General features: G+C 55.1%; 18 protein-coding genes. All 18 read left to right on the top strand.

The genetic code is table 11. From position 1 onward, the window contains the following. Positions 1 to 48: 48 nt before the first annotated feature. Positions 49 to 1,350, top strand: coding sequence for an MFS transporter (locus tag JW885_01975; protein ID MBN1880916.1), 1,302 nt, complete (start codon positions 49 to 51; stop codon positions 1,348 to 1,350). A gap of 41 nt (positions 1,351 to 1,391) precedes the next feature. Continuing rightward, positions 1,392 to 3,356 (top strand): cellulase family glycosylhydrolase, encoded by a 1,965-nt coding sequence (locus tag JW885_01970; GenBank protein ID MBN1880915.1) that lies wholly within the window; start codon positions 1,392 to 1,394, stop codon positions 3,354 to 3,356. A 102-nt stretch (positions 3,357 to 3,458) separates the two neighbouring features. Next, entirely contained in the window at positions 3,459 to 3,851 is a 393-nt protein-coding gene (locus JW885_01965; protein ID MBN1880914.1) for a hypothetical protein, read from the top strand. A gap of 61 nt (positions 3,852 to 3,912) precedes the next feature. Next, a complete protein-coding gene (locus JW885_01960; protein ID MBN1880913.1) occupies positions 3,913 to 4,833 on the top strand; it encodes a cation transporter in 921 nt (306 codons plus the stop codon). A gap of 521 nt (positions 4,834 to 5,354) precedes the next feature. After that, on the top strand, positions 5,355 to 6,896 hold the full coding sequence (gene lysS, locus JW885_01955) for a lysine--tRNA ligase (protein ID MBN1880912.1): 1,542 nt from the start codon (positions 5,355 to 5,357) through the stop codon (positions 6,894 to 6,896). After that, complete coding sequence (locus JW885_01950) at positions 6,893 to 8,143, top strand: lipoprotein-releasing ABC transporter permease subunit (protein ID MBN1880911.1); 1,251 nt, start codon at positions 6,893 to 6,895, stop codon at positions 8,141 to 8,143. The genes lysS and JW885_01950 overlap by 4 nt, the downstream gene beginning before the upstream one ends. 124 nt (positions 8,144 to 8,267) lie before the next feature. Then, on the top strand, positions 8,268 to 9,512 hold the full coding sequence (locus JW885_01945; GenBank protein ID MBN1880910.1) for a lipoprotein-releasing ABC transporter permease subunit: 1,245 nt from the start codon (positions 8,268 to 8,270) through the stop codon (positions 9,510 to 9,512). 26 nt (positions 9,513 to 9,538) lie between these two features. After that, the gene (locus tag JW885_01940; GenBank protein MBN1880909.1) at positions 9,539 to 11,071 is read left to right on the top strand and encodes a cyclic nucleotide-binding domain-containing protein; all 1,533 of its coding nucleotides are present in this window, start codon (positions 9,539 to 9,541) and stop codon (positions 11,069 to 11,071) included. 138 nt (positions 11,072 to 11,209) lie between these two features. After that, complete coding sequence (locus tag JW885_01935) at positions 11,210 to 12,457, top strand: cyclic nucleotide-binding domain-containing protein (protein ID MBN1880908.1); 1,248 nt, start codon at positions 11,210 to 11,212, stop codon at positions 12,455 to 12,457. A gap of 93 nt (positions 12,458 to 12,550) precedes the next feature. After that, positions 12,551 to 13,774 carry a cyclic nucleotide-binding domain-containing protein gene (locus tag JW885_01930; GenBank protein MBN1880907.1) on the top strand — a complete coding sequence of 408 codons (1,224 nt, stop codon included), beginning with the start codon at positions 12,551 to 12,553 and terminating at the stop codon, positions 13,772 to 13,774. 4 nt (positions 13,775 to 13,778) lie between these two features. Then, a complete protein-coding gene (locus tag JW885_01925; GenBank protein ID MBN1880906.1) occupies positions 13,779 to 14,453 on the top strand; it encodes an ABC transporter ATP-binding protein in 675 nt (224 codons plus the stop codon). Positions 14,454 to 14,570: 117 nt separating this feature from the next. Further along, positions 14,571 to 17,225 carry an outer membrane protein assembly factor BamA gene (gene bamA / locus JW885_01920; GenBank protein ID MBN1880905.1) on the top strand — a complete coding sequence of 885 codons (2,655 nt, stop codon included), beginning with the start codon at positions 14,571 to 14,573 and terminating at the stop codon, positions 17,223 to 17,225. An 86-nt stretch (positions 17,226 to 17,311) separates the two neighbouring features. Continuing rightward, positions 17,312 to 17,824: an OmpH family outer membrane protein gene (locus tag JW885_01915; protein MBN1880904.1), complete on the top strand. Its 513-nt coding sequence runs from the start codon at positions 17,312 to 17,314 to the stop codon at positions 17,822 to 17,824. A gap of 65 nt (positions 17,825 to 17,889) precedes the next feature. Further along, on the top strand, positions 17,890 to 18,942 hold the full coding sequence (gene lpxD, locus JW885_01910) for a UDP-3-O-(3-hydroxymyristoyl)glucosamine N-acyltransferase (GenBank protein ID MBN1880903.1): 1,053 nt from the start codon (positions 17,890 to 17,892) through the stop codon (positions 18,940 to 18,942). Continuing rightward, on the top strand, positions 18,926 to 19,417 hold the full coding sequence (locus JW885_01905; protein ID MBN1880902.1) for a hypothetical protein: 492 nt from the start codon (positions 18,926 to 18,928) through the stop codon (positions 19,415 to 19,417). Before lpxD ends, JW885_01905 begins: the two co-directional genes overlap by 17 nt. Then, a complete protein-coding gene (gene lpxA / locus JW885_01900) occupies positions 19,407 to 20,195 on the top strand; it encodes an acyl-ACP--UDP-N-acetylglucosamine O-acyltransferase (GenBank protein ID MBN1880901.1) in 789 nt (262 codons plus the stop codon). The genes JW885_01905 and lpxA overlap by 11 nt, the downstream gene beginning before the upstream one ends. 119 nt (positions 20,196 to 20,314) lie before the next feature. Beyond that, on the top strand, positions 20,315 to 21,307 hold the full coding sequence (locus JW885_01895; protein ID MBN1880900.1) for a Gfo/Idh/MocA family oxidoreductase: 993 nt from the start codon (positions 20,315 to 20,317) through the stop codon (positions 21,305 to 21,307). Beyond that, positions 21,307 to 22,476, top strand: coding sequence for a lipid-A-disaccharide synthase (gene lpxB / locus JW885_01890; protein ID MBN1880899.1), 1,170 nt, complete (start codon positions 21,307 to 21,309; stop codon positions 22,474 to 22,476). The genes JW885_01895 and lpxB overlap by 1 nt, the downstream gene beginning before the upstream one ends. Positions 22,477 to 22,556 lie beyond the last annotated feature (80 nt).

The raw sequence follows: 22,556 nt of genomic DNA, 5'->3' as shown, positions 1-22,556 counted from the left end.
GGCCCGTCCGCACATTGTTTCTCTCATCATTCAAAAAGGATTTTTCTCATGTCCGAACGCACACGCAATACGTCGGAGTTTGTCGAAGGCGGCTCGTCTGCAGTGTATACGATGGTGATCGTGGCGTTTCTGTATCTCATCAACTATATGGATCGCATGGTGCTGTCGGCCACGCTTCCCTTAATTAAGGAAGACCTGATGCTCACAGACGCCCTGTGCGGCTGGCTTGGCACGATTTATTTCATCGTCGTGGCGATATTGACGGTGCCGGCGGCCATCCTCTGCGACCGCTGGAGCCGGAAAAAGGCGTTGTCCGTCATGGCCGTTGTTTGGAGCATCGCCACGTTTCTCTCCGGCGTCGGCGCGAAGTTCTCCCACGTTTTTCTTGCCCGGGGGGGTGTGGGTGTCGGCGAAGCCGGCTTCGCGCCCGGAGGCGTCGCCTATGTATCCGGCTCCTTTCCCGAAAAAAACAGAAGCAAGGTGGTGGGGGTGTTCAACCTGGGCGCTCCCCTGGGCACCATTGCGGGACTGGTGATCGCGGGATACGTCGCCGAGGCGGATCTCTGGGGCCTGGGGTGGCGGGCGCCGTTTTACCTGTTCGCCGTTCCGGGAATTATCCTGGGGATACTGGTGCTCTTTACCCGGGATTACCCCACCGATTCCCGGAAAACCTACCGGATAGACGGACAGGACAGGGGCGTCACAGGCGCCATCCTCTGGATGCTCAGGACGCCGACGCTGTTGTTTTCCTACCTGGGGGTGGCGGCCATGAGCTTTGTGGGCGCGGCCCTGGGTCACTGGCTCCCCACCTATTTCGTCCGCAGCCGCGGCATAGAGGTGGGTGCGGCGTCACTTTTGATGGGCGGCATCATCGCCGCGTCGGTGTTCGGGCCGATTCTGGGCGGCGCCGTAGCCGATCGGTGGAGACAAAAGAAATCCACGGCGCGCCCCCTGACCGCCGGCATCATCGCGCTGCTTTCGGGCATACTGATTTACGTCAGCTTCTTCATTGATATCGCGGGCCTCAATAAGGTGGCCTACGGTATCTTCATCGCCGTGGGGGTGACGTTGTTCGCCTACGCGCCGCCCGCCTATTCCATCAGCCAGGACCTGGTGCCGAGAGGCTTACGGAGCATCAGCATGGGAACGCTGGTACTGGTCACCTACGGGACCCTGGCGGCCTACGCCCCGGTGGTGGTGGGGTGGCTGTCGGACCTCTTCGGCGCCCCGGGTGAGCCGAACCTCGTGATGGGATTCATGGTTGTGCCGCTGGTGGCGTTTTTCGGCGCGTTCTTTTTTTATATGTCACACCGATATCATGATCGGGACATGAAGCGGTTCCACTCGTGATCGGGTGACGTGCACACGTTGCGAAAAAGGGGGCGATGGGCATGAAGCTCGCGAAACTTCACACGGAAGGCTTGTGGTTCGCGGACGAATGGGGCCGGAAGGTCATCCTTCGGGGCGTGAACCTGGGCGGGGACTGCAAGGTGCCCTACCCGGACGGGGGGACCAACATCCCGTCTGATTTTTCCGATCACCGGGAGGTATCGTTTACAGGAAGGCCCTTTCCCATAGATGAGGCGAAGGAGCATCTCACACGTCTCAAGTCCTGGGGCGTAAATGTGCTCAGACTTCTCACCACCTGGGAGGCGGTGGAGCACCGGGGTCCGGGGGAGTACGACACCGAATACCTGGATTATTATGCCGAGGTGTGTCGGCTGGCGGGCGAATACGGGATGTATGTCTTCGTGGATTTTCACCAGGACGTCTGGAGTCGGATGAGCGGAGGTGACGGGGCGCCGGCGTGGCTGTTTGAGACGGTGGGCCTTGATTTTACGAAATTCCATCGTGCCGACGCCGCCATCGTGATGCAACACGCCTATGATTATGACGACCCCCGACCCCGCCAGGAGGACAACTACCCCATCATGTGCTGGGGCAGTAACATGAATTACCCGGTCAACGGCATCATGTGGACCCTCTTTTTCGCAGGCACGGATTTCGCCCCACAGTTCACCGTCGAGGGGAAAAATATTCAGGACTACATGCAGGAACACTATCTCGGGTGCCTCCGGGAGGTGGGAAAAAGGGTGGCCGATATGCCCCATGTCCTGGGGTTCGACACCCTCAACGAGCCGAATCCGGGCTGGGTCGGGAAATTCCTGGATGCCACCTATATTAAATTGGATCGGGAGCGGGATATCGTGGGAGTGGTGTGGGAGCCCATCAGTTGTCTCTTTTCGTCTCACGGCAACCCGGTGACCCTGCCGTTCACGAAGGTCCGCTACTTCCCCCCCGGCTTGGCGACAAGCGGGATGCAGGAGGTAAATAAAGACGGCGTTTCTATTTGGCTTGACGGGCGTACCGATCCGTTTCAAGAGGCCGGCGCCTGGCGGATGACAGACGACGGCTACGAGATCATAAAAAATGATTTTTTCAGAACCGCAGGCGGTCGGGATGTGGATTTCGGCCGTGACTATCTGACCCCCTTTTTCCACAGGGTCGCAGAGACCGTCCGGGAGATACGGCCGGACTGGATGCTGTTTGTGGAACGTCCGCCGGAAGACCTGTTTTACCGGCAGGGTCTCCCCGAGGATATCCCGGAAAACTCCGTGAACGCCACCCACTGGTACGACATGGCGACACTGGTGCTCAAGCGATTTATACGGTGGGTTACCCTCGATTACTTTTTTAAAAGGCTGGTCCTGGGGCTTAAGGGCATAGAACGGATGTATCGCCGCCAGCTCGGCCTCATCGGGGATTCGTCGAATAATATCCCCGGAGGCGTTCCGTCTCTCGTCGGCGAGTTCGGAATCCACTTCGATCTCGCCGGCGGTAAGGCCTACCGCAGGTGGGCGAAGGGAAAGCGGGGGCCGGGGATATGGAAGGACCACATCACGGCGCTGGACGCCATGTACAACGCCCTCGACGCCCTGATGTTCAATGCCACTCTCTGGAACTATACCGCATCGAACAGCAATGATCTTACAATCGGCGACGGCTGGAATCAGGAGGACCTGAGCGTCTATTCCAGAGATCAAAAGGACAATCCCGACGACATCAACAGCGGCGGACGGGCGCTTGAAGGTTTTGTTCGGCCCTATCCGCAATACGTTCAGGGGACGCCGAAGAAGATCGAATTTAGAAGAAAGATGGGTCTCTTTACCCTGGTGTTTGACGCGGATCCGAAGATCGATGCGCCCACGGAAATTTTCGTGCCGAACATCCAGTATCCAAACGGCTTTCGCGTGGAGGCGGGGGGCCTTTTCGTGGAGGAGGAGAGGGCACACCAGCTTGTTCGCATCCGGGCGGCGGAGCCGGGCGAGGTCACGGTGAAGATATCCCCCGGTTAGAATGGGGGATGTGGTTAACTATATAACAAGACGAGGACCGCATGCGATACACCCCGGGTGCTTCCCCGGGGGACGACACGGGTGGAAGAAAGGGAAGAAACCATGACACTGAAAAAACTTCTAATCCTGCAGGTCATCTATGCCGTGCTGGGTGTGGGATACAATGTGATCAGTTACCTGATCGTCTCCGCTGGGGGTGAGGCGTTGTCGTCCACCGTTCCCGTGGTCGGCGGGGCGTACATGCTCGGCTACGGCGTCTGTCTGATTCCCGGTTTCTTCAAAAAGGTCGTGCCGTACCGGGTGCTGATGGGTGCGGCGATCTTCATCTTCGGTTACGGCGGCGTCGTGAAGCATATCCTGAACGCCGCCGGTGGGCACACCGACCTCTACAGCTCGAAGATCGCCTTCATCCTGGCGGTGGGCATCAATGTGTTCGGCTTGGTGTGGAACATCTGGGCCGCCACCGGGAGGTTCTCCGTCGACGAGAGGGCATAAGAACAATCCCATGAAGTGGAAAGTATTTTTTTGAGAGCATCAACACGATTGGACCGACATAATGGATGAGACATCGATAGAGAAAAAACTTCATTTTCCCGCCGAGCGGCACAGGGATGTCGTCAAGAGGGTGACGATTATCGGCATGGTGGTGAACGTGGCCCTTACCGCCCTGAAATTCGCGGGCGGCATCATCGGGGGAAGCCAGGCGGTGGTGGCCGACGCGGTGCACAGCCTGTCCGACATGTCCACCGATGTGGCGATCCTCGTGGGGGTGGGTATCTGGGAGAAACCGGCCGACAACTCCCATCCCTACGGGCATCGCCGTGTGGAGTCCATGGTCACCCTCGGCATCGGAATCCTGCTCGCTGCAGTGGCCGCGGGCATATTCTATAACGCCGTGTCGACCATTATGGAGCCTCATGCAAAGGGCCCCGAGTGGATCGCGTTCTGGGCGGCGATCGTCTCCATCGTATCCAAGGAGGTGCTTTATCGCTGGACGGCGGCGGCGGGCAAAAAGATACGATCGGTGGCCCTCACCGCCAACGCCTGGCACCACCGCACCGACGCCCTGAGCTCCATACCCGCGGCCCTTGCGGTGGCCGGAGCGCTCATTGCGCCGTCCTGGGCGGTGTTGGATCATATCGGTGCGATTGTCGTCTCCATTTTCATCTTCAAGGCATCCTACGACATCGCCCGCCCCGCATTCGACACCCTGATTGATCGGGGCGCGCCGGATGACGTCATCGGGGAGATCGAGCGCATCGCAATGGAGACCAAGGGCGTGGAATCGGTGCACAAGATCCGGACGCGCTACATCGGTGGGGAGTCGATAACGGCGGACCTGCACATTACGGTTGATGAGGATTTGTCCGTCCGGGAAGGTCATGACATATCCGAAGAGGTCAAGAGGAGGCTCATTGAACTGGCTCCCGATGTCATCGACGTGGTGGTGCATCTCGAGCCGCACGGGGAGCCGTGACGGGATCGGTGGGCATTCCGCCCGGCGCGCCCGGAAACCGGCATATAATTCGATATCACGTTTGAACGCGTACCGATGACTTATTCCCCTCTTTATACGCCGGGCCGAACGACACGTGATATCGGGCGTCGCCGACCCGATATTTTATAAATTCATTCGATACTCCCCGGATACAACGTTTCCTCTTCCTATACATTTTCCGGCGCGACATCCGTGATGTCCGCCGAAGGATCGGCGCCGATGTATCTGTTCACGATACCGTAATATATCGGTACTCTCACCGGGAGACGTCCGTCTCCGATACATCCCGCCGTAATGCGGTGCGGGAGATATCCGATCTCCAAAACGTCCACGGACACGCCCGTTTCTCATCAGTGTATCAAGTGAGCCCGTTGTTCTTTCATTCACACTTCTGTGTTTAGGCTTGACTTGCATGGGTCGATGGGATAACGTATTTGTTTATGGTATAAAAAAGGGGGCGGCCGGCTGTGCATCCCCTCCCGTTCCCGTGGAGAATAGATGTGACACAGGACAAGAAGAAGAAAGAGAATCAAGAAGCGGCGACACAGGATCAATCCGTCGAGTCCTACGAGGGCGACCTAATCCAGATCAGAAGGGAAAAGCGGGACGAGATCAGAGCGACCGGAAGGACGGCCTATCCAAACGACTTTCGGCCCAAAAACTCCGCCCGTCAGGTCATCGATGAATGCGGTGCGTTGTCTAAGGAAGAGCTGGAAGAGCATCCCCGGACCTATGCGCTCGCCGGGCGCATCATGTCGAAGCGGGATTTCGGCAAGGCGGCCTTCGCACACATTACCGACGATGGGAATCGCATACAGGTCTTCTTCCAGAAAGATAGGCTGGGCGAGGTCTTCGCCGATACCAAGAAGCTGGATATTGGGGACATCATCGCGGTCGAGGGGGAGGCCTTTCGCACGAAGACCGATGAGCTGACGATCAGCGTCGGCTCCGTCAGGCTTCTCGTCAAGGGGCTTCGGCCCCTTCCGGAAAAGTGGCACGGATTGACGGACGTGGAGACCCGGTACCGGCGGCGCTACGTGGACCTTATGGTCAATCCGGACGTGCGAAGCGTCTTCGAGACCCGTTCCCGGGTCATCACCGCCGTAAGGACCTTCTTCACCGAGAGGGGCTTCATCGAGGTGGAGACGCCGATGCTGCACCAGATCGTGGGGGGCGCTACGGCTCGTCCGTTCATCACCCATCACAACACCCTCGATATGGACCTCTTCCTCCGCATCGCCCCGGAGCTCTACCTCAAGCGGCTCCTGGTGGGGGGCATGAACCGGGTGTTCGAGATAAACAAGAACTTCAGAAACGAGGGCATTTCCACCCAGCACAATCCGGAATTTACGATGCTCGAGTTCTACCAGGCCTATGCGGCGTTCGAAGACCTGATGAGCCTCACCGAAGAGCTCTTCGTCTCCGTCGCCCGGGAGGTCACCGGACGCCACATTGTGGAATACCAGGGGAAGACCATCGATTTTTCGCCCCCCTGGGAGAGAATCACCATGTTTGATGCGACGATCAGATACGGCGGCATCGACGAGGCGATCCTCACTGACGAAAAAAAGATGCGGGCAAAGCTTTCCGCCCTCGGAGTGGAGCCGGATCCGAAGTGGGGATGGGGGAAGCTCCTGGTGGAGCTGTTTGAAAAGAGCGCCGAGGACAACCTTTTAGGTCCCGTCTTCATCACCCGGTTTCCCACCGAGGTCTCACCCCTCTCGCGTCTCTCCGACGACGATCCGTCGTTCGTGGATCGGTTCGAGCTGTATCTCTCGGCGATGGAGGTGGCAAACGGCTTTTCGGAGCTGAACGACCCCGAGGACCAGGAAGCCCGGTTCCTCAAGCAGCTTGAGGACGGGGATTTCGGCGAGGGGGTCCGGGAATACGATCGGGACTACATTCGCGCCCTTGAATACGGCATGCCCCCCGCCGCGGGCGAGGGCATCGGGATAGACAGGATGATCATGCTCCTTACCGATTCCCCCTCTATACGGGACGTTATCCTCTTTCCCCAGTTACGCGAAAAGGACTCTGAATGAATTACGAGCTGCTCATCAGCAGGCGTTATCTCAGGGCGAATCGAAAGAACGCCTTTTTAAACATCGTCACCATCATCTCCGTCGGCAGCGTGGCCCTGGGGGTTGCGGCGCTGATCGTGGTGATGGGCGTGATGACCGGCTACCGGGAGGATTTGCAGAAGCGGATTCTCGGGGTGTACTCGGATATCATCATCTATGCCGATGTATACGCCCAGAGATACCTGGACGACGTCCCCTCCTACCGGGAGGTGATGGAAAAGGTGGAGAAGATACCGGACGTGGTGGCGACGACGCCGTTCACCTACAGTCAGGTGATGCTCAGCACCTCCGATGGCGGAGTCTCAGGTGCCATTCTCCGCGGTATAGAGGTGGAGACGGCGCCCGACGTGTTGGATATCGAGGACTATATCGTCACCGGAAGCCTGGAGGAGATCACAAGGGCGGATGGGGAATACCCGGGGATCATCCTCGGCAGTGTGCTGGCCGAAACACTTGAGACCGGGTACGGCGACGTGATCTTCATGCTCTCCCCGGGAGAATCGTACACGTCGTTGGGATTCTCCCCGAAGATGCGGCGGTTTCGGGTGGTGGGGATCTTCGACTCCGGGATGTACGATTTCGACTACTCGTTCGCGTTCATCGACCTGGCCGCCGCCCAGGATTTCTTCGACATGGGGGATACGGTCTACGGCATCGAGGTCAAGGTTCAGGACATATACGACGCGTGGAACGTCAGTAGAAAAATAGAGACCGTACTGGACATGCCATTTTTTTGGCCCCTGGATTGGATGAAGATGAACGTGGACCTGTTAGAAGCCCTGCAGATGCAGAAGGAGGTCCTCTCCATTATCCTCATCATGATCGTGCTGGTGGCCGCGTTCAACATCGTCTCCACGCTCATCATGATGGTGATGGAGAAACAGAAGGAGATCGCCATTCTCAAGTCCATCGGGGTGTCAAACGGCGGTATCATGCGTATTTTCATATACGAGGGATTGATCATCGGCGTGCTCGGGACGCTCATAGGCGTTTTGAGCGGTTTGGGCCTCTCCTTTATATTGGGACGCTCTAAGATCATCAGCCTCGATCCGAGTATCTATTATCTCTCCTCGCTGCCGGTCAAAATCGTCGGCACGGACCTTTTGATCATCGTCCTGACGTCCATCTTTCTCTGTTTCCTGGCGACTCTGTATCCCGCGTGGCGGGCCTCCCGGATGGACCCGGTTGAGGCGATGCGATATGAATAAATCCGCATGGTTTCGGCGTTCGGTCGAATCGGTTCGAAGCGGAACGTATCGTCCCCTCTCACGTCGTGAGTTTCTCTATCGACATGCGGGGACGGGAATGATATGATTATTTAGCGACGCAGCCATGAACTATGAACTTCTCATCGGTCTCAGATACCTGAAGGCCAAGCGCAAGCAGACCTTCATCTCCATTATCAGCGTCATCTCCGTCGGCGGGGTGGCCCTGGGGGTGGCGGCGCTGATCGTGGTGATATCGGTGATGTCCGGTTTCAAGGAAGATCTGCAGCGAAAGATCCTCGGCGCCTACCCCCACCTGATTGTCGAGTACGACCGGGAGGCAATGGATGCGGGCGGGCAGCCTGCGTACCCGGAACTGATAGCCCTCATCGAGGAAGTCCCCGGCGCCGTCGCCGCGTCTCCATATGTAAAGGGCCAGATCATGCTCACCGGGGAGTTCGGCGGCGCGTCCGGGGCGGTCATCCGGGGTATCGACGTGGAGACCGCCCACGAAGTGCTCGGCCTGAGCGAATACGTCTCCCCGGAGGATCTTGCGCGTCTCCCCGAGGGGGAGGAGGAACTCCCCGGCATCATTATGGGAGAGGGACTGGCCAGGAACATGGCGGTCATCGAGGGAGACGAAGTCCTGATGCTTTCGCCCGAGGGCGCCATCTCTCCCCTGGGGCTGGTGCCCCTGACGATGCGGTTTCGCGTCGTGAAGCTGTTCAACGCCGGGCTCTATGAGTTTGACGCCACGTCCGCCTTTATCGCCCTGGAATCCGCCCAGGAGTTCTTCAACATGGGAGAGGAGGTGACCGGTGTCGAGGTGAAGGTGGAGAATGTCTACCGGGTCGATCGGGTTACCGCCGTACTTGAAGAAGAACTTGATAGGGGTTTCGTCATCAAGGACTGGCGGGAGATGAACCAGAACCTGTTCGCCGCCTTGAAGCTCGAAAAGCTGGCCATGTTCATCATTCTCGTGATGATCGTGTTCGTGGCGACCTGCAATATCGTCTCCACCCTCATTATGATGGTCATGGAAAAGAATCGGGATATCGCCATACTCAAATCGATGGGCGCGAACGACCGGAGCATCATGAAAATATTCATGTATGAGGGGTGTATTATCGGAATATTCGGGACGATCCTGGGGTTGATCACAGGACTCTTGATCTGCGGGGCGCTGAAGCGTTTTGAATTCATCAAGCTCGACCCGAGCCAGTTTTACATGACCACCCTGCCGGTGAAAATCGACGTCAGCGATATTTGTATCATCACCATCGCGTCATGTATCCTGTGTTTTGTTGCCACGTTGTATCCTGCCTGGCGCGCGTCACGGCTCGATCCGGTGGAAGCGATTCGTTATGAATAGCCCAGATGGGATGAAGGGGGATTCATATGGTTGATATAAACAAATTGAAGCAAACGGGCATCCAGCTGATTGCGAAGGGAAACTGGAAAAAGGCCCTGAGTGAATTCGAGAAGGTGCTCGAAGCGGCTCCCAATGATACCTATGCCCTGCTCAAGGCGGGGGATTGTTATCACAAGCTGGGCAACGATGACGACGCCCTCAAGCGGTATGACCGGGCCGTCAGGATTCACACAAACGACGGAGACGTGGTAAAGGCCATCGCCATCAACAAGCTGATGCTCAAGGTGAATCCGGATATTCCTCAGATCAACGCGAGGCTCATGCAGCTGTATAATGAAAAAGTTGCGATGGATGAGGAACGATTTCAGCCGGCGCCTGCGGCGGGAGAGACTACTTCCGTCGAGGACACCGATGTCGAGGGGTTGGCGTTCGAGAGCACCCGTTACGAGCTCCCGGAAGACGACGCGGCGGTCTCCAATGAAGAGATTATGGGCCTCATCGAGCCGTCGTCTCCCTCTCAGAAGTCGGAATTCTCCCTGGCGAGGAAGCGCGCCGGTGAAACGGCCGGGGGTGGTGCGGATTCATCGGGGGACAGCATGCTGGACCTCATCGAGCCGTCGTCTCCCTCGCAGAACTCCGAGCTTTCACTGAAGAGAAAGGGTGCACGACCGGAGCCCGTTATGACCGAGGCATGGGAGGAGGTACAACCGAAAAAGAGGATCAAAGCGCCCCGGACCGAGCTTTTTTCCGAGCTTTCCCAACAGGAATTCCTGGATGTGGTGGAGCGTATCAATCACATCGAGTTTCCCGCCGGGAGCCTGATTATCAGGGAGGGTGAACTGGGAGACTCCATTTTCATCATAGCATCGGGCGAGGTCAGCATCTTCCGCAATGACAGGTTGGGCAACGAGATGTGGATTACCAATCTGGAGGAGGGGAGCTTCTTCGGCGAGTTCGGATTCTTTGCGGAATCCAGGCGTCACGCCTCCGTCCGGGCGGTGACGGATACGGTACTCCTTGAGCTGACCACGAAAGATATAGCGATCATCGTTGACAAACACCCTCGGGTGACACAGATAATGTTTGAATTCTACAAGCGGCGGGTACTCGACAACCTGGTCGCCATCTCTCCCATGTTCTCCGTGCTGAACCGGGAGGAACGCCTGGAACTGGTTGGTACCTTTGTCCCCAGATCATTCAAACAGGGCACGATTATCATGAAGGAGGGCCATCCCGGGGACGACATGTACTTCATCCAGAAGGGGCAGGTAAAGGCTTCCGTGATGCGGGACGGCAAGGAGATATTGATCGCCACACTGGCGGCGGGTGATTTCTTCGGGGAGTATGCAACGATTACCGGCAAAAACAGGATTGCCACTGTTGAAGCCCTCACCGATGTTAACCTCGCAAGGCTTCACCGGGAAACGGTTAAAAAGATTGTAACCGTACATCCGGAGATTAAGGACGTTCTTCGAAAATATATCAAAGAGCGGGTACAGATGGTTCTCTCGACCATCGCCCAATACAAACACAGAAAGGACGAGTCCGGAATGATTTAGACGACGTCGGGTGTGGGCATGCCCAAAAAAACCGGGAGACCGACGTCGACGCCCGGCCTGGCGGCGATCAATGGATGATCCCCGGAATCAGACGTGTCGATCTATTCGTTTGACTGACGAGGTAAAGGAGTCGTTGTTATGAACGGCAATAGAAAAAAAATCACGGCGCTCAAGGATCAGGCGTCTTCGTATCTGACCAAGGGAAATGTGGAAAAGGCCATCAAGACGTACACGGAGGTGTTGCAGCTTTCTCCCAAAGAGCCCCATGTGATCATGAAGATCGGCGATTGCCATATCAAGCTGAAGGATAAAAATGGGGCGATAAAATATTACAGCCGCGCCGCTGACATTTATGAAAAAGAGGGATTCGTCGTCAAGGCCATCGCTGTAATCAAGCTGATGCTCAAGCATGTCCCGGACTCCCCGGAGCTGATGTATCGACTCAGCTCTCTCTATGAAGATCGGATCAATGTTCAGAAGCCCGAGCTGAAGATTCGTGAATTCGATGCTGAGGTCATAGAGGACGCCGAGGTGGTGGAAGAGGAAAAGCCGGTCGCTCGTATCGCGCTGTTTTCCGATTTCAACCAGACGGAGTTTATGGCGGTGATGGAAAAGCTTCGTCATATTGATGTCGGGCCGGATGAAAGTATCATCAATCAGGATGACTCAGGGAAATCGATATTCGTGATCGCCTCGGGCGAGGTCGGGGTATATCGAGAGGACGAGGGGGGGAACGAAATATGGGTGACGAATCTGCATGACGGGGATTTCTTCGGTGAATTCGGCTTTTTCTCTGAATCGAAGCGAACCGCGACCGTGAAGTCTATCAAGGAGACGACGCTTCTGGAACTGACCAAGGAGGATGTGGACCTCCTCATAAACGATCATCCCCACATCAGGGAGGTTCTCTTCCGGTTTTACAAGGAACGGGTTCTGGACACCCTGCTTGCGGTATCACCGCTGTTTTCCGTGCTTCCTCCGGAGAAGCGCAGAGAACTGGCGGGGAAATTTTCTCCCAGCTTCCTGAGAAAGGGGGAGATCATCGTCACCGAGGGTGAGGTCGGCGACCAGATGTATATTATACAGACCGGTGAAGTTCAGATGGTTACGGAACGGGAGGGGGAAAAAATCGTTCTGGCACGTCTGAAGGCGGGGGATTTTTTCGGGGAGGTCTCGGTATTGACGGGAAAACCTCGGACCGCCACCGCCGTGGCCGCAAGCGACGTGAGGATCGCATCCATCGGCAGGGAGAATATTCGCGGAGTCGTCAAGGAATACCCGGAGATCCTGGAAACTATAAAGAAACATGTAAAGATGAGGATGGAAGATACCATATCCACCATCATGGAATACAAGAATCGCCGGGATGAAACCGATCTCGTATAAACCCGATATATTGAGCGAACAGACGGCAATCACATACCCCGTGATTGATCGACGGTGCACAGATCCTTACGGGACGTTTTTGGAGTATGCCCAGTGAGCGGGAAAAAGGACATGGCGGCATCGCTCAAGGCCGAGGCCGAAAAACATATGGCCAAAGGGCGGTGGGAAAAGGCGCTGGACGGGTACCTTTGCGTCGTAAAACTCGTTCCCGATGACGTCCGTTCTCTTTTTAAGGCGGGAGATTGCGCCAGGAAGATGAACCGAAAGGCCGACGCCCTCAACTACTATGACAAGGCCGCGAAACTCTATGAGGCCGAGGGATTCGTCGTCAAGGCCATCGCCGTCAACAAGCTGATGCTTGATTTGGAACCCGAACTCGATCATGTCCAGGAGCGCCTGTCGAAACTGTACGAGGCGCGGATAAAGGATGCACCGGTTTCCGGAAAACTCGGTGTTTCGTCCGGGGGAGGTGCGAGCGAGCCCTATCCCCGCTCCGAGCTCTTTTCGGGATTATCTCACGATGAGTTCATGGCGGTGGTGAAAAAGATGGAACCCATAGAGGTCCCGCCTGATACGCTCATTCTGTCCGAGGGAGATCCCGGGGATTCTCTGTATATCATCGCGTCGGGGGAGGTGAAAATCTACCGGGAGGACCATGCGGGGGGGGAGATCTGGATTGCAAACCTGGGGGAGGGCGAGTTTTTCGGAGAATTCGGATTTTTCTCCGGGGCCAAACGGTCGGCGTCGGTCAGGTCCCAGGAAGAGACGACGCTTCTGGAGCTTTCGAAAGAGCGTATGAACTCCATCATCTCGGAGAGGCCCCGGGTAAAAGAGGTCCTGTTTCGATTTTACAAGAGTCGTATCCTCGATTCACTCCTGGCCATTTCACCGATATTCTCATCGCTGCCGAGAGAGAAAAGAAGATTCCTGGTTGAGGCATTTACCTATACAGAACAGAAAGCGGGCGCCGTCATCGTCTCGGAAGGAGACGTGGGCGATCGTATGTATTTTCTCCAATCGGGACAGGTGCAGGTATATACGGAAAAAGAAGGAGAAAGGATCCACCTGGCGGGTCTTGCCGAGGGCGATTTCTTCGGCGAGGTATCCGTTATCGCCGGAAAGCCGAGAACGGCGACGGTGGCGGCGATTACGGACGTCCAGCTTGCCGAGATAGTCCGAGACAGCCTTATGGATATTATTGAAGGGCATCCTGAGATTATTGAGGCCATCAATCGTTTCATCCAAATGCGGGTTGAAAACACCATATCGGCGATTATGGAATACAAAAACAGAAAAAGCGAAAGCGGGTTGATTTGACGTCATGACACTCATGCAGGCTATCGATATTTACAAGACTTATGCCAGTGACGGCAAGCGTGTTGAAGTTCTCAAGGGACTGGACCTGACGATTGAGAAGGGTGAGGTGGTCAATATTCTTGGCGCCTCGGGAGTCGGAAAATCGACTCTGCTGCACATCCTCGGCGCACTGGATCGTCCATCCAAGGGAAGGATCATTCACGGCGGTGTGGACGTGTTCAGCCTCACCGATCGAGATCTCGCGGCGTTTCGAAACAGGAAGATCGGATTCGTCTTTCAGTTTCATCACCTGCTCCCGGAATTTACCGCCCTGGAAAACGTGATGATGCCGTGCCTGGTGGCCGGATGGCAAAAAGCGAAGGCCATATCCGCCGCCCAGGAGGTACTGGGAAACCTTGGGCTCGGTCATCGACTGCTTCACAAACCTGGAGAACTGTCCGGGGGAGAACAACAGCGGGTGGCGGTCGCCCGAGCCATTGTTTTGAGTCCGGACCTGGTTCTGGCCGATGAACCCACCGGCAATCTCGATACGAAAACGAGTGAGGAAGTTCATCACATGCTGATGGAACTGAATAAAGAGAGAGAGATCACCATGATCATCGTGACCCACAACCTCACCATGGCGAATCTCAAGGGCAGAAATTTGAAGCTCATCAACGGGGCGTTGATCGATGCCTGAAACCTATTCTTCAAAAAGACGCCCGGTTTTTTTCCTTTACATACGGAAACCGTTTTACTATAATAGGCGGACCGTTTATGGTGACCGATATCTTGTGCCATATATATGGAGGACATAATGGCGAAAAGAGTCCTTATTTATTTAATAATAGCATCTTTGACGGCGGTGTTCTTTTGCACTCCGGCATTCGCCGCCCAAAAAGGTGTAAAAATCGCGGTGCTTCCTTTTTCAATATATTCCGCCGAGGATCTCTCTGATTATGAGACCGACGTGGCGGATGTTTTACTGTCCGCACTTGCGTATCATGAGGATATCGTTCCCATCGATGCGCTGAAAGTGGCGGATGCAGTGGGCGACGTCCGTCCCGACGAGATGGACGAAGACTTTGCCCGGAGCGTCGGCAGAAAGGTCGGAGCCCGTTACGTGGTGCTGGGGAGCATGACGAAGGTGGGAGAGACCATCAGTCTTGACGCCCGATTGATTGATGTTTCCTCAAAAGCGGAGCCGGAGCGTTTTTATATTGAAACCTACGGCATCTCCACCGTTCTCGATCGGGTCGCCGAACTGGCAAAACGTATCAACGAGGAGATCTTCGCCGATCAGATTATCGTAAAGGTAACCATCCGGGGAAACAACCGCCTGGCCGATGAAGACATCATCGGCACCATCCAGAGCCGTGAAGGGACGCTTCCCTATGAGCGTTTTCTGGCCGAAGACGTAAAGGCCATCACTCAGATGGGATATTTTAAAAGCGTTGAGGTTGAGACGTTCCCGGTAACCGGCGGTACAGAGGTGGTGTTTACGGTGGATGAACGTGAGTTGGTTCGGGAGATTCGGATAAACGGTGCGGACAAGGTTGATGTGGAGGATATTTTCGAGGCCATCTCAATTTCGCCCCCCGAAGTCCTCAGCACCCGGGAACTCAAGGAAAGCATCGAGGCGATCAAAGATCTGTATGCCGAAGAACAGTATCATGCGGCCGAAGTGGATTACGCTATTGAAAATATTACCGAAGATGAGATCCTCCTTGATTTTACCATCGTCGAAGGAAGAAAGATGATGGTGAAAAAGGTTGAATTTATCGGCAATGACAAGATTCCCGACAGAGTCTTGATGGCCGGCCTCGGAAACAAGGCAAAGGGCTGGATATGGTGGTTTACCGATCGCGGTAAGTACAACAAGGATGAAATAGACAATGATGTCGATCGTGTGACCGCTGTCTACTATGACAACGGGTATCTCGAGGCGACGGTGGAACCGGCGGACGTCGAGATGAGGGAAAACGGCATCTACATCACCTATCGCATCAGCGAGGGTGAAAAATATGAAGTCAGCTCCGTGGACATTTCAGGCGACCTGATTGTGGCCAAGGAAGACCTGATGAAAAACCTGGGAGTTCGCTCCGGCAAGACCTTCTCCCGGGAACTTGTGGTGATGGACCTGGAATATATGACACGGGAGTATGAAAACGAAGGCTACGCGCTTGTGGATATTCAGCCGCAGACGGATCTTGACACGGTCAACCATACCGTTTCGCTGAACTATTTCATCATTAAGGGTAAGAAGACCTACTTCGAGCGGATAAATATTTCCGGAAACACCAAGACCCTCGATAAGGTCATCCGTCGTGAACTGAGATTCTCGGAAGGCGATCTTTTTAACGGCGATGATCTGGAGCGCAGCCAGGAACGTGTACAAAACCTGGGTTACTTCGAGGAGGTCAACTTCGCCACGGAGCGGGGAAGCGCGGACGATCGAGTAGTGGTGAACGTGGATGTGATAGAGCAGCCCACAGGCCTCATCTCAGCCGGTCTCGGTTATTCCAGCATCGTGGAGGTGACCGGTATGGTTCGCCTTCAGGAGAGAAATCTGTTCGGCAGGGGATACAAGGTTTCGGTGGCGGCGGAATTCAGCAAGGTCAGTGCATACTACAACATATCCGCCGAGGACCCCTATTTTCTGGATACGAATCTGTCCGTGGCGGTGCGCGCCTACAATAACGCCCGTGAATACGACACGTATGACATGGAGACGATGGGGTTCGAACTCGGTTTTGGATATCCGATCGCCGATGATTTCCGGATATTCGTGAACTATATATACTACGATGCGAATGTCAATAATATCGATTATGACGCGGACGAAGATGTGTGGGATGTGGCGGGACATAACGTCACCAGTGGTGTGGAGACGATGGTAGTCAGGGATACTCGAAACAACATCTACAATCCGTCGAAGGGCTCTATGAACAGCCTGTCTGTTTTCGTGGCGGGTATCGGCGGCGATGAAAAATACTATAAAATGGTGTTCGAGAGCAGCTGGTACTTCCCGGTGGTTTGGGAACTGGTGTTTCACCCGAGACTCCTGGTCGGATATATGGACGAACTGGGAAGTGATGACATCCCGATCTACGCCCGGTTCTTCGCCGGCGGCCTGAATTCTCTCCGGGGCTTCGAACCGTACAGCGTGGGGCCGAGGGACCCGGATACCGGCGAATATCTGGGCGGGTATTCAGAGCTTGTGTTAAACCTGGAGATGATCTTCCCGATCGTGGAAGATGCGGACATCAACGGTGTTGTCTTTTTCGACATGGGTAACGTGTGGGGTGAGGGCGACGACTATGATGTCGATGATCTTCGCTACTCGGTGGGAGCCGGTATTCGATGGCTGTCCCCGATGGGTCCGATCCGGGTTGAATGGGGCTACAACCTCGATCCCAAGGATGACGAGGACGATTACGAATGGAACTTCTCGGTTGGAACCAGCTTCTAACATTTTAACCGATACACGAAAAGTGGGGGGGATGAATGCGATCTCCCCCTCTTTTATGTCATGTCGTATGTTCAGTGTGTAAATAGATGAAACGACTTTTTTCGTTGATATTGGCTTCTGTGATGCTTCTTGCGGTTCCATCGCTTGTGTGTGCCGAGGACGTTCGTTTCGGCGTGATTGACATGGTACGGGTGCTGGAGTTTTCAGACGCGGGGAAAAAGGCGAAAGAAGAATTGACGGGAAAGATAGACGCCGCGGAGAGTGACATCGTTAAAAGGCAGGAGGAGTTGCTTGCTCTCAAAGAGGAGATAGAAAAACAGGCCATGATGTTGTCCGCGGATGCCCTGGCGAAAAAAGAACGGGAATATCAGGACAAATTACTCGAGTACCAGCGGAAAGTTCAGGACTACAATTATGAGATTCAGAATAGGCAATACGAGCTGATGGATGTGATCATCTCCGAGACCAACACGATAGTGCATGATATCGCCGTTGAGGGAGGATATACGTTCATCTTTGAGCGGACAAACTCGGGGGTCCTGTACTTCCAAGATGACATCGATTTGACCGAAGATGTTATAGAGGCACTTGACAAATAATCAAAAAGGCCGCCGGAAGCGAAGACAACGGCGGCCGTTTCTCAATACACATAAAGATCATCAGAATGAAATGGCGGATAGCGGACATAGCGGAATTTCTGCAAGGTGAAATCGTCGGCGATGCGGATACGGTGATTACCGGAATAAGCGGTATCACCGAAGCAAGGGAGGGGGATCTCAGCTTCATCGCCCAGCAGAAGTATGCCGAATATCTTTCCACCACAAAAGCCTCCGCCCTCATTGTCTCCAGGGAATTCGCCGAGGCGCACATCCCTCTCATCAGGGTGGACAATCCATATCTCGCCTTTGCGAAATTTCTCACACACGTCACACAATCGGAGAGGACGTATTCGGGGGTGGCCGAAGGAGCGTTCGTGCATGGTGATGCGGATGTGGCCGATGAAGTGATTGTTATGCCCCATGCATACGTGGGGCGGGGGGCGGTCATTAAACATCGGGCGGTTGTTCATCCCGGCGTGTATGTGGGAGACGGAGCGATCATCGGAGAGGGGACGGTTCTCTATCCGAACGTGACCGTTATGGAGCGGTGTATCATCGGCGATCGCGTTATCATCCATGCCGGAACGGTTATCGGCAGCGACGGTTTCGGATTCGCCCATGACGGCTCGCGGCCGGTGAAAATACCCCAGGTCGGTATCGTCAGGATAGACGATGATGTGGAAATCGGCTCCAACTGCTCCATCGACCGAGCCGCCCTCGGTGTGACGTGGATTAAGAGCGGGGTGGTCATGGACAACCTCGTACAGGTCGGGCACAATGTGGTGGTGGAGGAGAACAGTATCATCATCGCCCAGGTGGGAATTTCCGGCAGCACGTACATCGGGAAAAACGTCATCCTGACCGGACAGGCGGGTATCATGGGGCACTTGACTATAGGAGATGGCGCCGTGGTGACGCCTAAGGCCGGTGTATCAAAAAGTGTCGGTCCGGGGGAAGTGGTATCTTCCGGTCTTCCGCAGCTCCCTCACAAGACATGGCTGCGGGTGGTTCAGACGATCCCGAGGCTGCCTGAAATACGGAAAGAATTGAATCGACTGAAAAAGCGTGTCGAGGAACTGGAGAAAAAAGGGCCGGAAGACGATGAATCAGCCGGATGATTATATTTCTGTTGAACATCTCCTGCCCTCTCGATCCTCAACAGTGCTGATAACGGAGATCGTCTCGCATGATCCCGATCACGGCATAACGTGCGGACTTGAGCTTCGTGGGGACGAACACTATTTGAAAGGACATTTCCCCGGCGCACCGATGTTGCCGGGAGTTCTTGAGCTGGAAGCGATGTTTCAGGCCGCCTGCCTCTGGTATGCCCTGAAGTCGGAACAGGTCGAGGACGAAAACGACTCTCTGAGAAAAAGAGCGTCGGACCTTGTGCTCTCAAAAATCCGTTCGGCGCGCTTCCAGCATACAATTATCCCGCCTCAATCAGTGGAAATAACGTCACGAATTGAAAATCAAACGGGCGATGAAATTCTCTTTTCCGGTTCAATCACAAGTCGGAACGATGAGAATCCACAGACATTCGCCTCCGCATCATTTCTTACAGTATTAAGTGGATATTCCCATGACCAATGAGATTCATCACACTGCGATTGTATCGCCCGAGGCGAAGCTCGGAGACGGAGTGAAGATCGGCCCCTATGCCATTGTGGGGGAGGGAGTAACGTTGGGCGATCACGTCTCGATCGCAGCTCACGCGGTTGTCGAGGGGAATACCGAAATCGGCGACAATACCGCAATTTCCCCCTTCGCATCAGTCGGGTCTCCCCCCCAGGACTCGAAGGGTATGGGTGATAACGGAAGACTTGTCATCGGCAGCAACAACATCATTCGGGAAGCGGTTACCGTAAATACCGGCACGAAAAAGGGGGGCGGACTAACGATAATAGGCGACGGAAATATGTTAATGGCCTATTCACATGTCGCCCATGATTGTCATATCGGGAATAATAATACTTTTGCAAACGTGGTGACCCTTGCCGGTCATGTGGAGGTGGAGGATTTTGTGGTCATTGGGGGGCTCGTCGCCGTTCACCAGTTCGTCCGCATCGGGAGAAACTCCTTTATCGGCGGTGGTATCGTCACCCAGAAAGACATCCCTCCCTACATCCGCGTCATCCAGGCCAAGGAGCGCGGGGCGAGGCCGATGGGATTGAACACAATAGGGCTGAAGCGTCGTGGGTTTACGGAAGAGACGATGCTCGCCCTGAAGCGGGCGTACAAGATTGTGTGGCGATCGGGGTTGCGTGTGGGCGATGCCCTGCAAAAGATGGAGGAGACGCTGTTTCACATTGAAGAGGTGAAACGCTTTGCTGATTTCATCCGCGCTTCGGAGCGGGGAATTGTACGATAGCCGACGGATTCCTCTCACACACGTGATAAGGGAACAACGCACGGCGTTTGCGTGTGCCGCATGAAATGTTACGGGCGCGGTGCGTAAGGCGATATCGATTCGGGAAAGGCGTGTATAATATGGCTTCTGAAAACAATAAACTCAAGGTCGGTATTATCGGTATCGGGTATCTGGGGAGGCTGCACCTGGAGAAATACCTGTCCTTCGAGGATGTGCAGGTGGTGGGAATTGCCGATGCAAACGCGGTCGTGATAGAACAGATGCAACAAAAGCACGACATAGAATGCAGTACGGATTATCGAACGCTTCTGGGCAAGGTTGATGCGGTCAGCGTTGTCGTCCCCACCTCACTTCATTTTGATATAGCGATGGATTTTTTTAAATCCGGGGCCGATGTGTTCGTGGAAAAACCGATTACCACGACGTTGGATCAGGCGAAGCGGTTGACAGAAACGGCGGAATCGAAAAACCTGCTGCTTCAGGTGGGTCACCTGGAGCGATTCAATCCGGCGATACTCGCACTGGACGGGACCCTTAAGGAGCCGCTCTTTATCGAGTCGCATCGGCTCTCACCGTTCCCGGACAGGAGTACCGATGTGGATGTGGTGCTTGACGTGATGATTCACGATATCGACATCATCCTGAACTTCGTGAAATCACCCCTGGTGCACGTGGACGCCGTGGGCGCTCCCATTATCACACCACAGATGGATATCGTCAACGCCCGCCTCAATTTTGAAAGCGGGTGCGTGGCAAACGTCACCGCCAGCCGGGTGAGCGCGGGGAAAATGAGGAAAATCCGTGTATTTCAGCACGATGCCTATATTTCCATCGACTTCGCCGCCCAGAATATCGATCTCTTTCGTCGGAACAGGGACGAAAACGGCCGGTTCACCATCGACATGGAGCACAGGGACATCACTTCCCGGGATTATCTCAAAGACGAGATTCGATCGTTTGTCGATGCCGTGAAGCATCGCTCAACCCCCCTGGTGACCGGACATGACGGCATCCGCGCCCTGGAAGTCGCATTTATGATCCAGGAGAGGCTCGAAGACACCATGGAAAAGATGAGGGAGCGGGGCCTCCTGGACGACGGACCCGCATCGTGATGACGGAATCTGATACAGCGCGTATACTCCAAGCGGAGAAGAGGGTTCTGATCGTCTCCGGGGAGGCGTCCGGGGATACATACGGCGCAGAGCTGATCAAACACATCAAAAGCATGAAGCCGGGAACGGAGTTCTTCGGAGTCGGCGGCCAAAAGATGAGGGATGCGGGGCTAGTGGCCCTTTCCCGCGCCGAGGATGTATCCGTCGTTGGATTTGTTGAGATATTCAAACAGCTCAGACCGATACTGAAGGCGCTTTCATCATTGAAGCGCTCGGTAAGAGAATTGACGCCCGACCTGGTTATTCTGATCGATTTTCCGGATTTTAATTTCAGGATCGCCCGGGCCGCAAAAAGAGCCGGTGTGCCGGTCTTTTATTATGTCAGCCCCCAGGTATGGGCGTGGCGGCGGGGGCGGGTGAAGACCATTAAAAAGAATGTGGATCGGATGATCGTGATCTTTCCCTTCGAGGTGGATTTCTACCGGGAGGCGGGGGTTTCCGTCGAGTTTTACGGTCATCCGATCATGGACGTCATCGGTGAAGGGAACGGGGACGATCGCTTGTTCGATCGAAAAAGGCCTCAGGTTGCGCTTTTGCCCGGGAGCAGGCACGGAGAAGTGGAGCGTCACATGGATGTGCTCCTTCGGGCCGGTCGCCTCATCATGGAGGAGATTCCCGGGGCGAAGTTTCGTATTCCCCTGGCGCCCACGCTGACCGAGGATCTGATTTCACCGTATCTGGAGCGGACTCCGCTGCCGGTAGAGATCGTGCATGGTGATTTTCACCGGGTTGTTGGTGCGAGTGATGTGGCGATCGCCTGTTCCGGGACCGCGACTCTGGAAACGGCGCTTCTCGGAACACCGATGGTCGTCTACTATCGGCTTAATCCGATGACGTACTTTCTGGGGCGCATGCTGATACAGGTCGATTATATTTCGATAATCAACTTGATTGCCCGGGAGTCGGTGGTCCCAGAGCTCATTCAGGACGACGCGAATCCAGAAAATATCGCGCGGGAGACGCTCAGATTGCTGACCGATGACGCCGCCAGGGGCGGGATGATCGAAAAACTGAAGGATGTCAAAAAAGCCGTGGGACTTCCCGGTGCGTCTCGGCGGATCGCCGCGCGGGTGGCGGACTTTCTGTATGGAGAGAATTCCTTTGATTGATGTGCGCGGGGTGTGAGGCGGCCTTTTGGGAGTGCCTTAAGAGTGAATACTTATCTGTTGTAGAATGAACCGCACGTGGA

Source organism: Candidatus Zymogenaceae bacterium (assembly GCA_016931225.1).
In the GTDB taxonomy this organism is placed as follows: domain Bacteria; phylum Desulfobacterota; class Zymogenia; order Zymogenales; family Zymogenaceae; genus JAFGFE01.
This window is presented reverse-complemented; position numbering and strand designations above follow the sequence as displayed.

Excerpts from the sequence above, each read along its gene's own strand:
- JW885_01975 (MBN1880916.1), top strand. The coding sequence starts at position 49 with ATGTCCGAACGCACACGCAATACGTCGGAGTTTGTCGAAGGCGGCTCG.
- JW885_01970 (MBN1880915.1), top strand. The coding sequence starts at position 1,392 with ATGAAGCTCGCGAAACTTCACACGGAAGGCTTGTGGTTCGCGGACGAA.
- JW885_01965 (MBN1880914.1), top strand. The coding sequence starts at position 3,459 with ATGACACTGAAAAAACTTCTAATCCTGCAGGTCATCTATGCCGTGCTG.
- JW885_01960 (MBN1880913.1), top strand. The coding sequence starts at position 3,913 with ATGGATGAGACATCGATAGAGAAAAAACTTCATTTTCCCGCCGAGCGG.
- JW885_01950 (MBN1880911.1), top strand. The coding sequence starts at position 6,893 with ATGAATTACGAGCTGCTCATCAGCAGGCGTTATCTCAGGGCGAATCGA.
- JW885_01945 (MBN1880910.1), top strand. The coding sequence starts at position 8,268 with ATGAACTATGAACTTCTCATCGGTCTCAGATACCTGAAGGCCAAGCGC.
- JW885_01940 (MBN1880909.1), top strand. The coding sequence starts at position 9,539 with ATGGTTGATATAAACAAATTGAAGCAAACGGGCATCCAGCTGATTGCG.
- JW885_01935 (MBN1880908.1), top strand. The coding sequence starts at position 11,210 with ATGAACGGCAATAGAAAAAAAATCACGGCGCTCAAGGATCAGGCGTCT.
- JW885_01925 (MBN1880906.1), top strand. The coding sequence starts at position 13,779 with ATGACACTCATGCAGGCTATCGATATTTACAAGACTTATGCCAGTGAC.
- bamA (MBN1880905.1), top strand. The coding sequence starts at position 14,571 with ATGGCGAAAAGAGTCCTTATTTATTTAATAATAGCATCTTTGACGGCG.
- JW885_01915 (MBN1880904.1), top strand. The coding sequence starts at position 17,312 with ATGAAACGACTTTTTTCGTTGATATTGGCTTCTGTGATGCTTCTTGCG.
- lpxD (MBN1880903.1), top strand. The coding sequence starts at position 17,890 with ATGAAATGGCGGATAGCGGACATAGCGGAATTTCTGCAAGGTGAAATC.
- JW885_01905 (MBN1880902.1), top strand. The coding sequence starts at position 18,926 with ATGAATCAGCCGGATGATTATATTTCTGTTGAACATCTCCTGCCCTCT.
- lpxA (MBN1880901.1), top strand. The coding sequence starts at position 19,407 with ATGACCAATGAGATTCATCACACTGCGATTGTATCGCCCGAGGCGAAG.
- JW885_01895 (MBN1880900.1), top strand. The coding sequence starts at position 20,315 with ATGGCTTCTGAAAACAATAAACTCAAGGTCGGTATTATCGGTATCGGG.
- lpxB (MBN1880899.1), top strand. The coding sequence starts at position 21,307 with ATGACGGAATCTGATACAGCGCGTATACTCCAAGCGGAGAAGAGGGTT.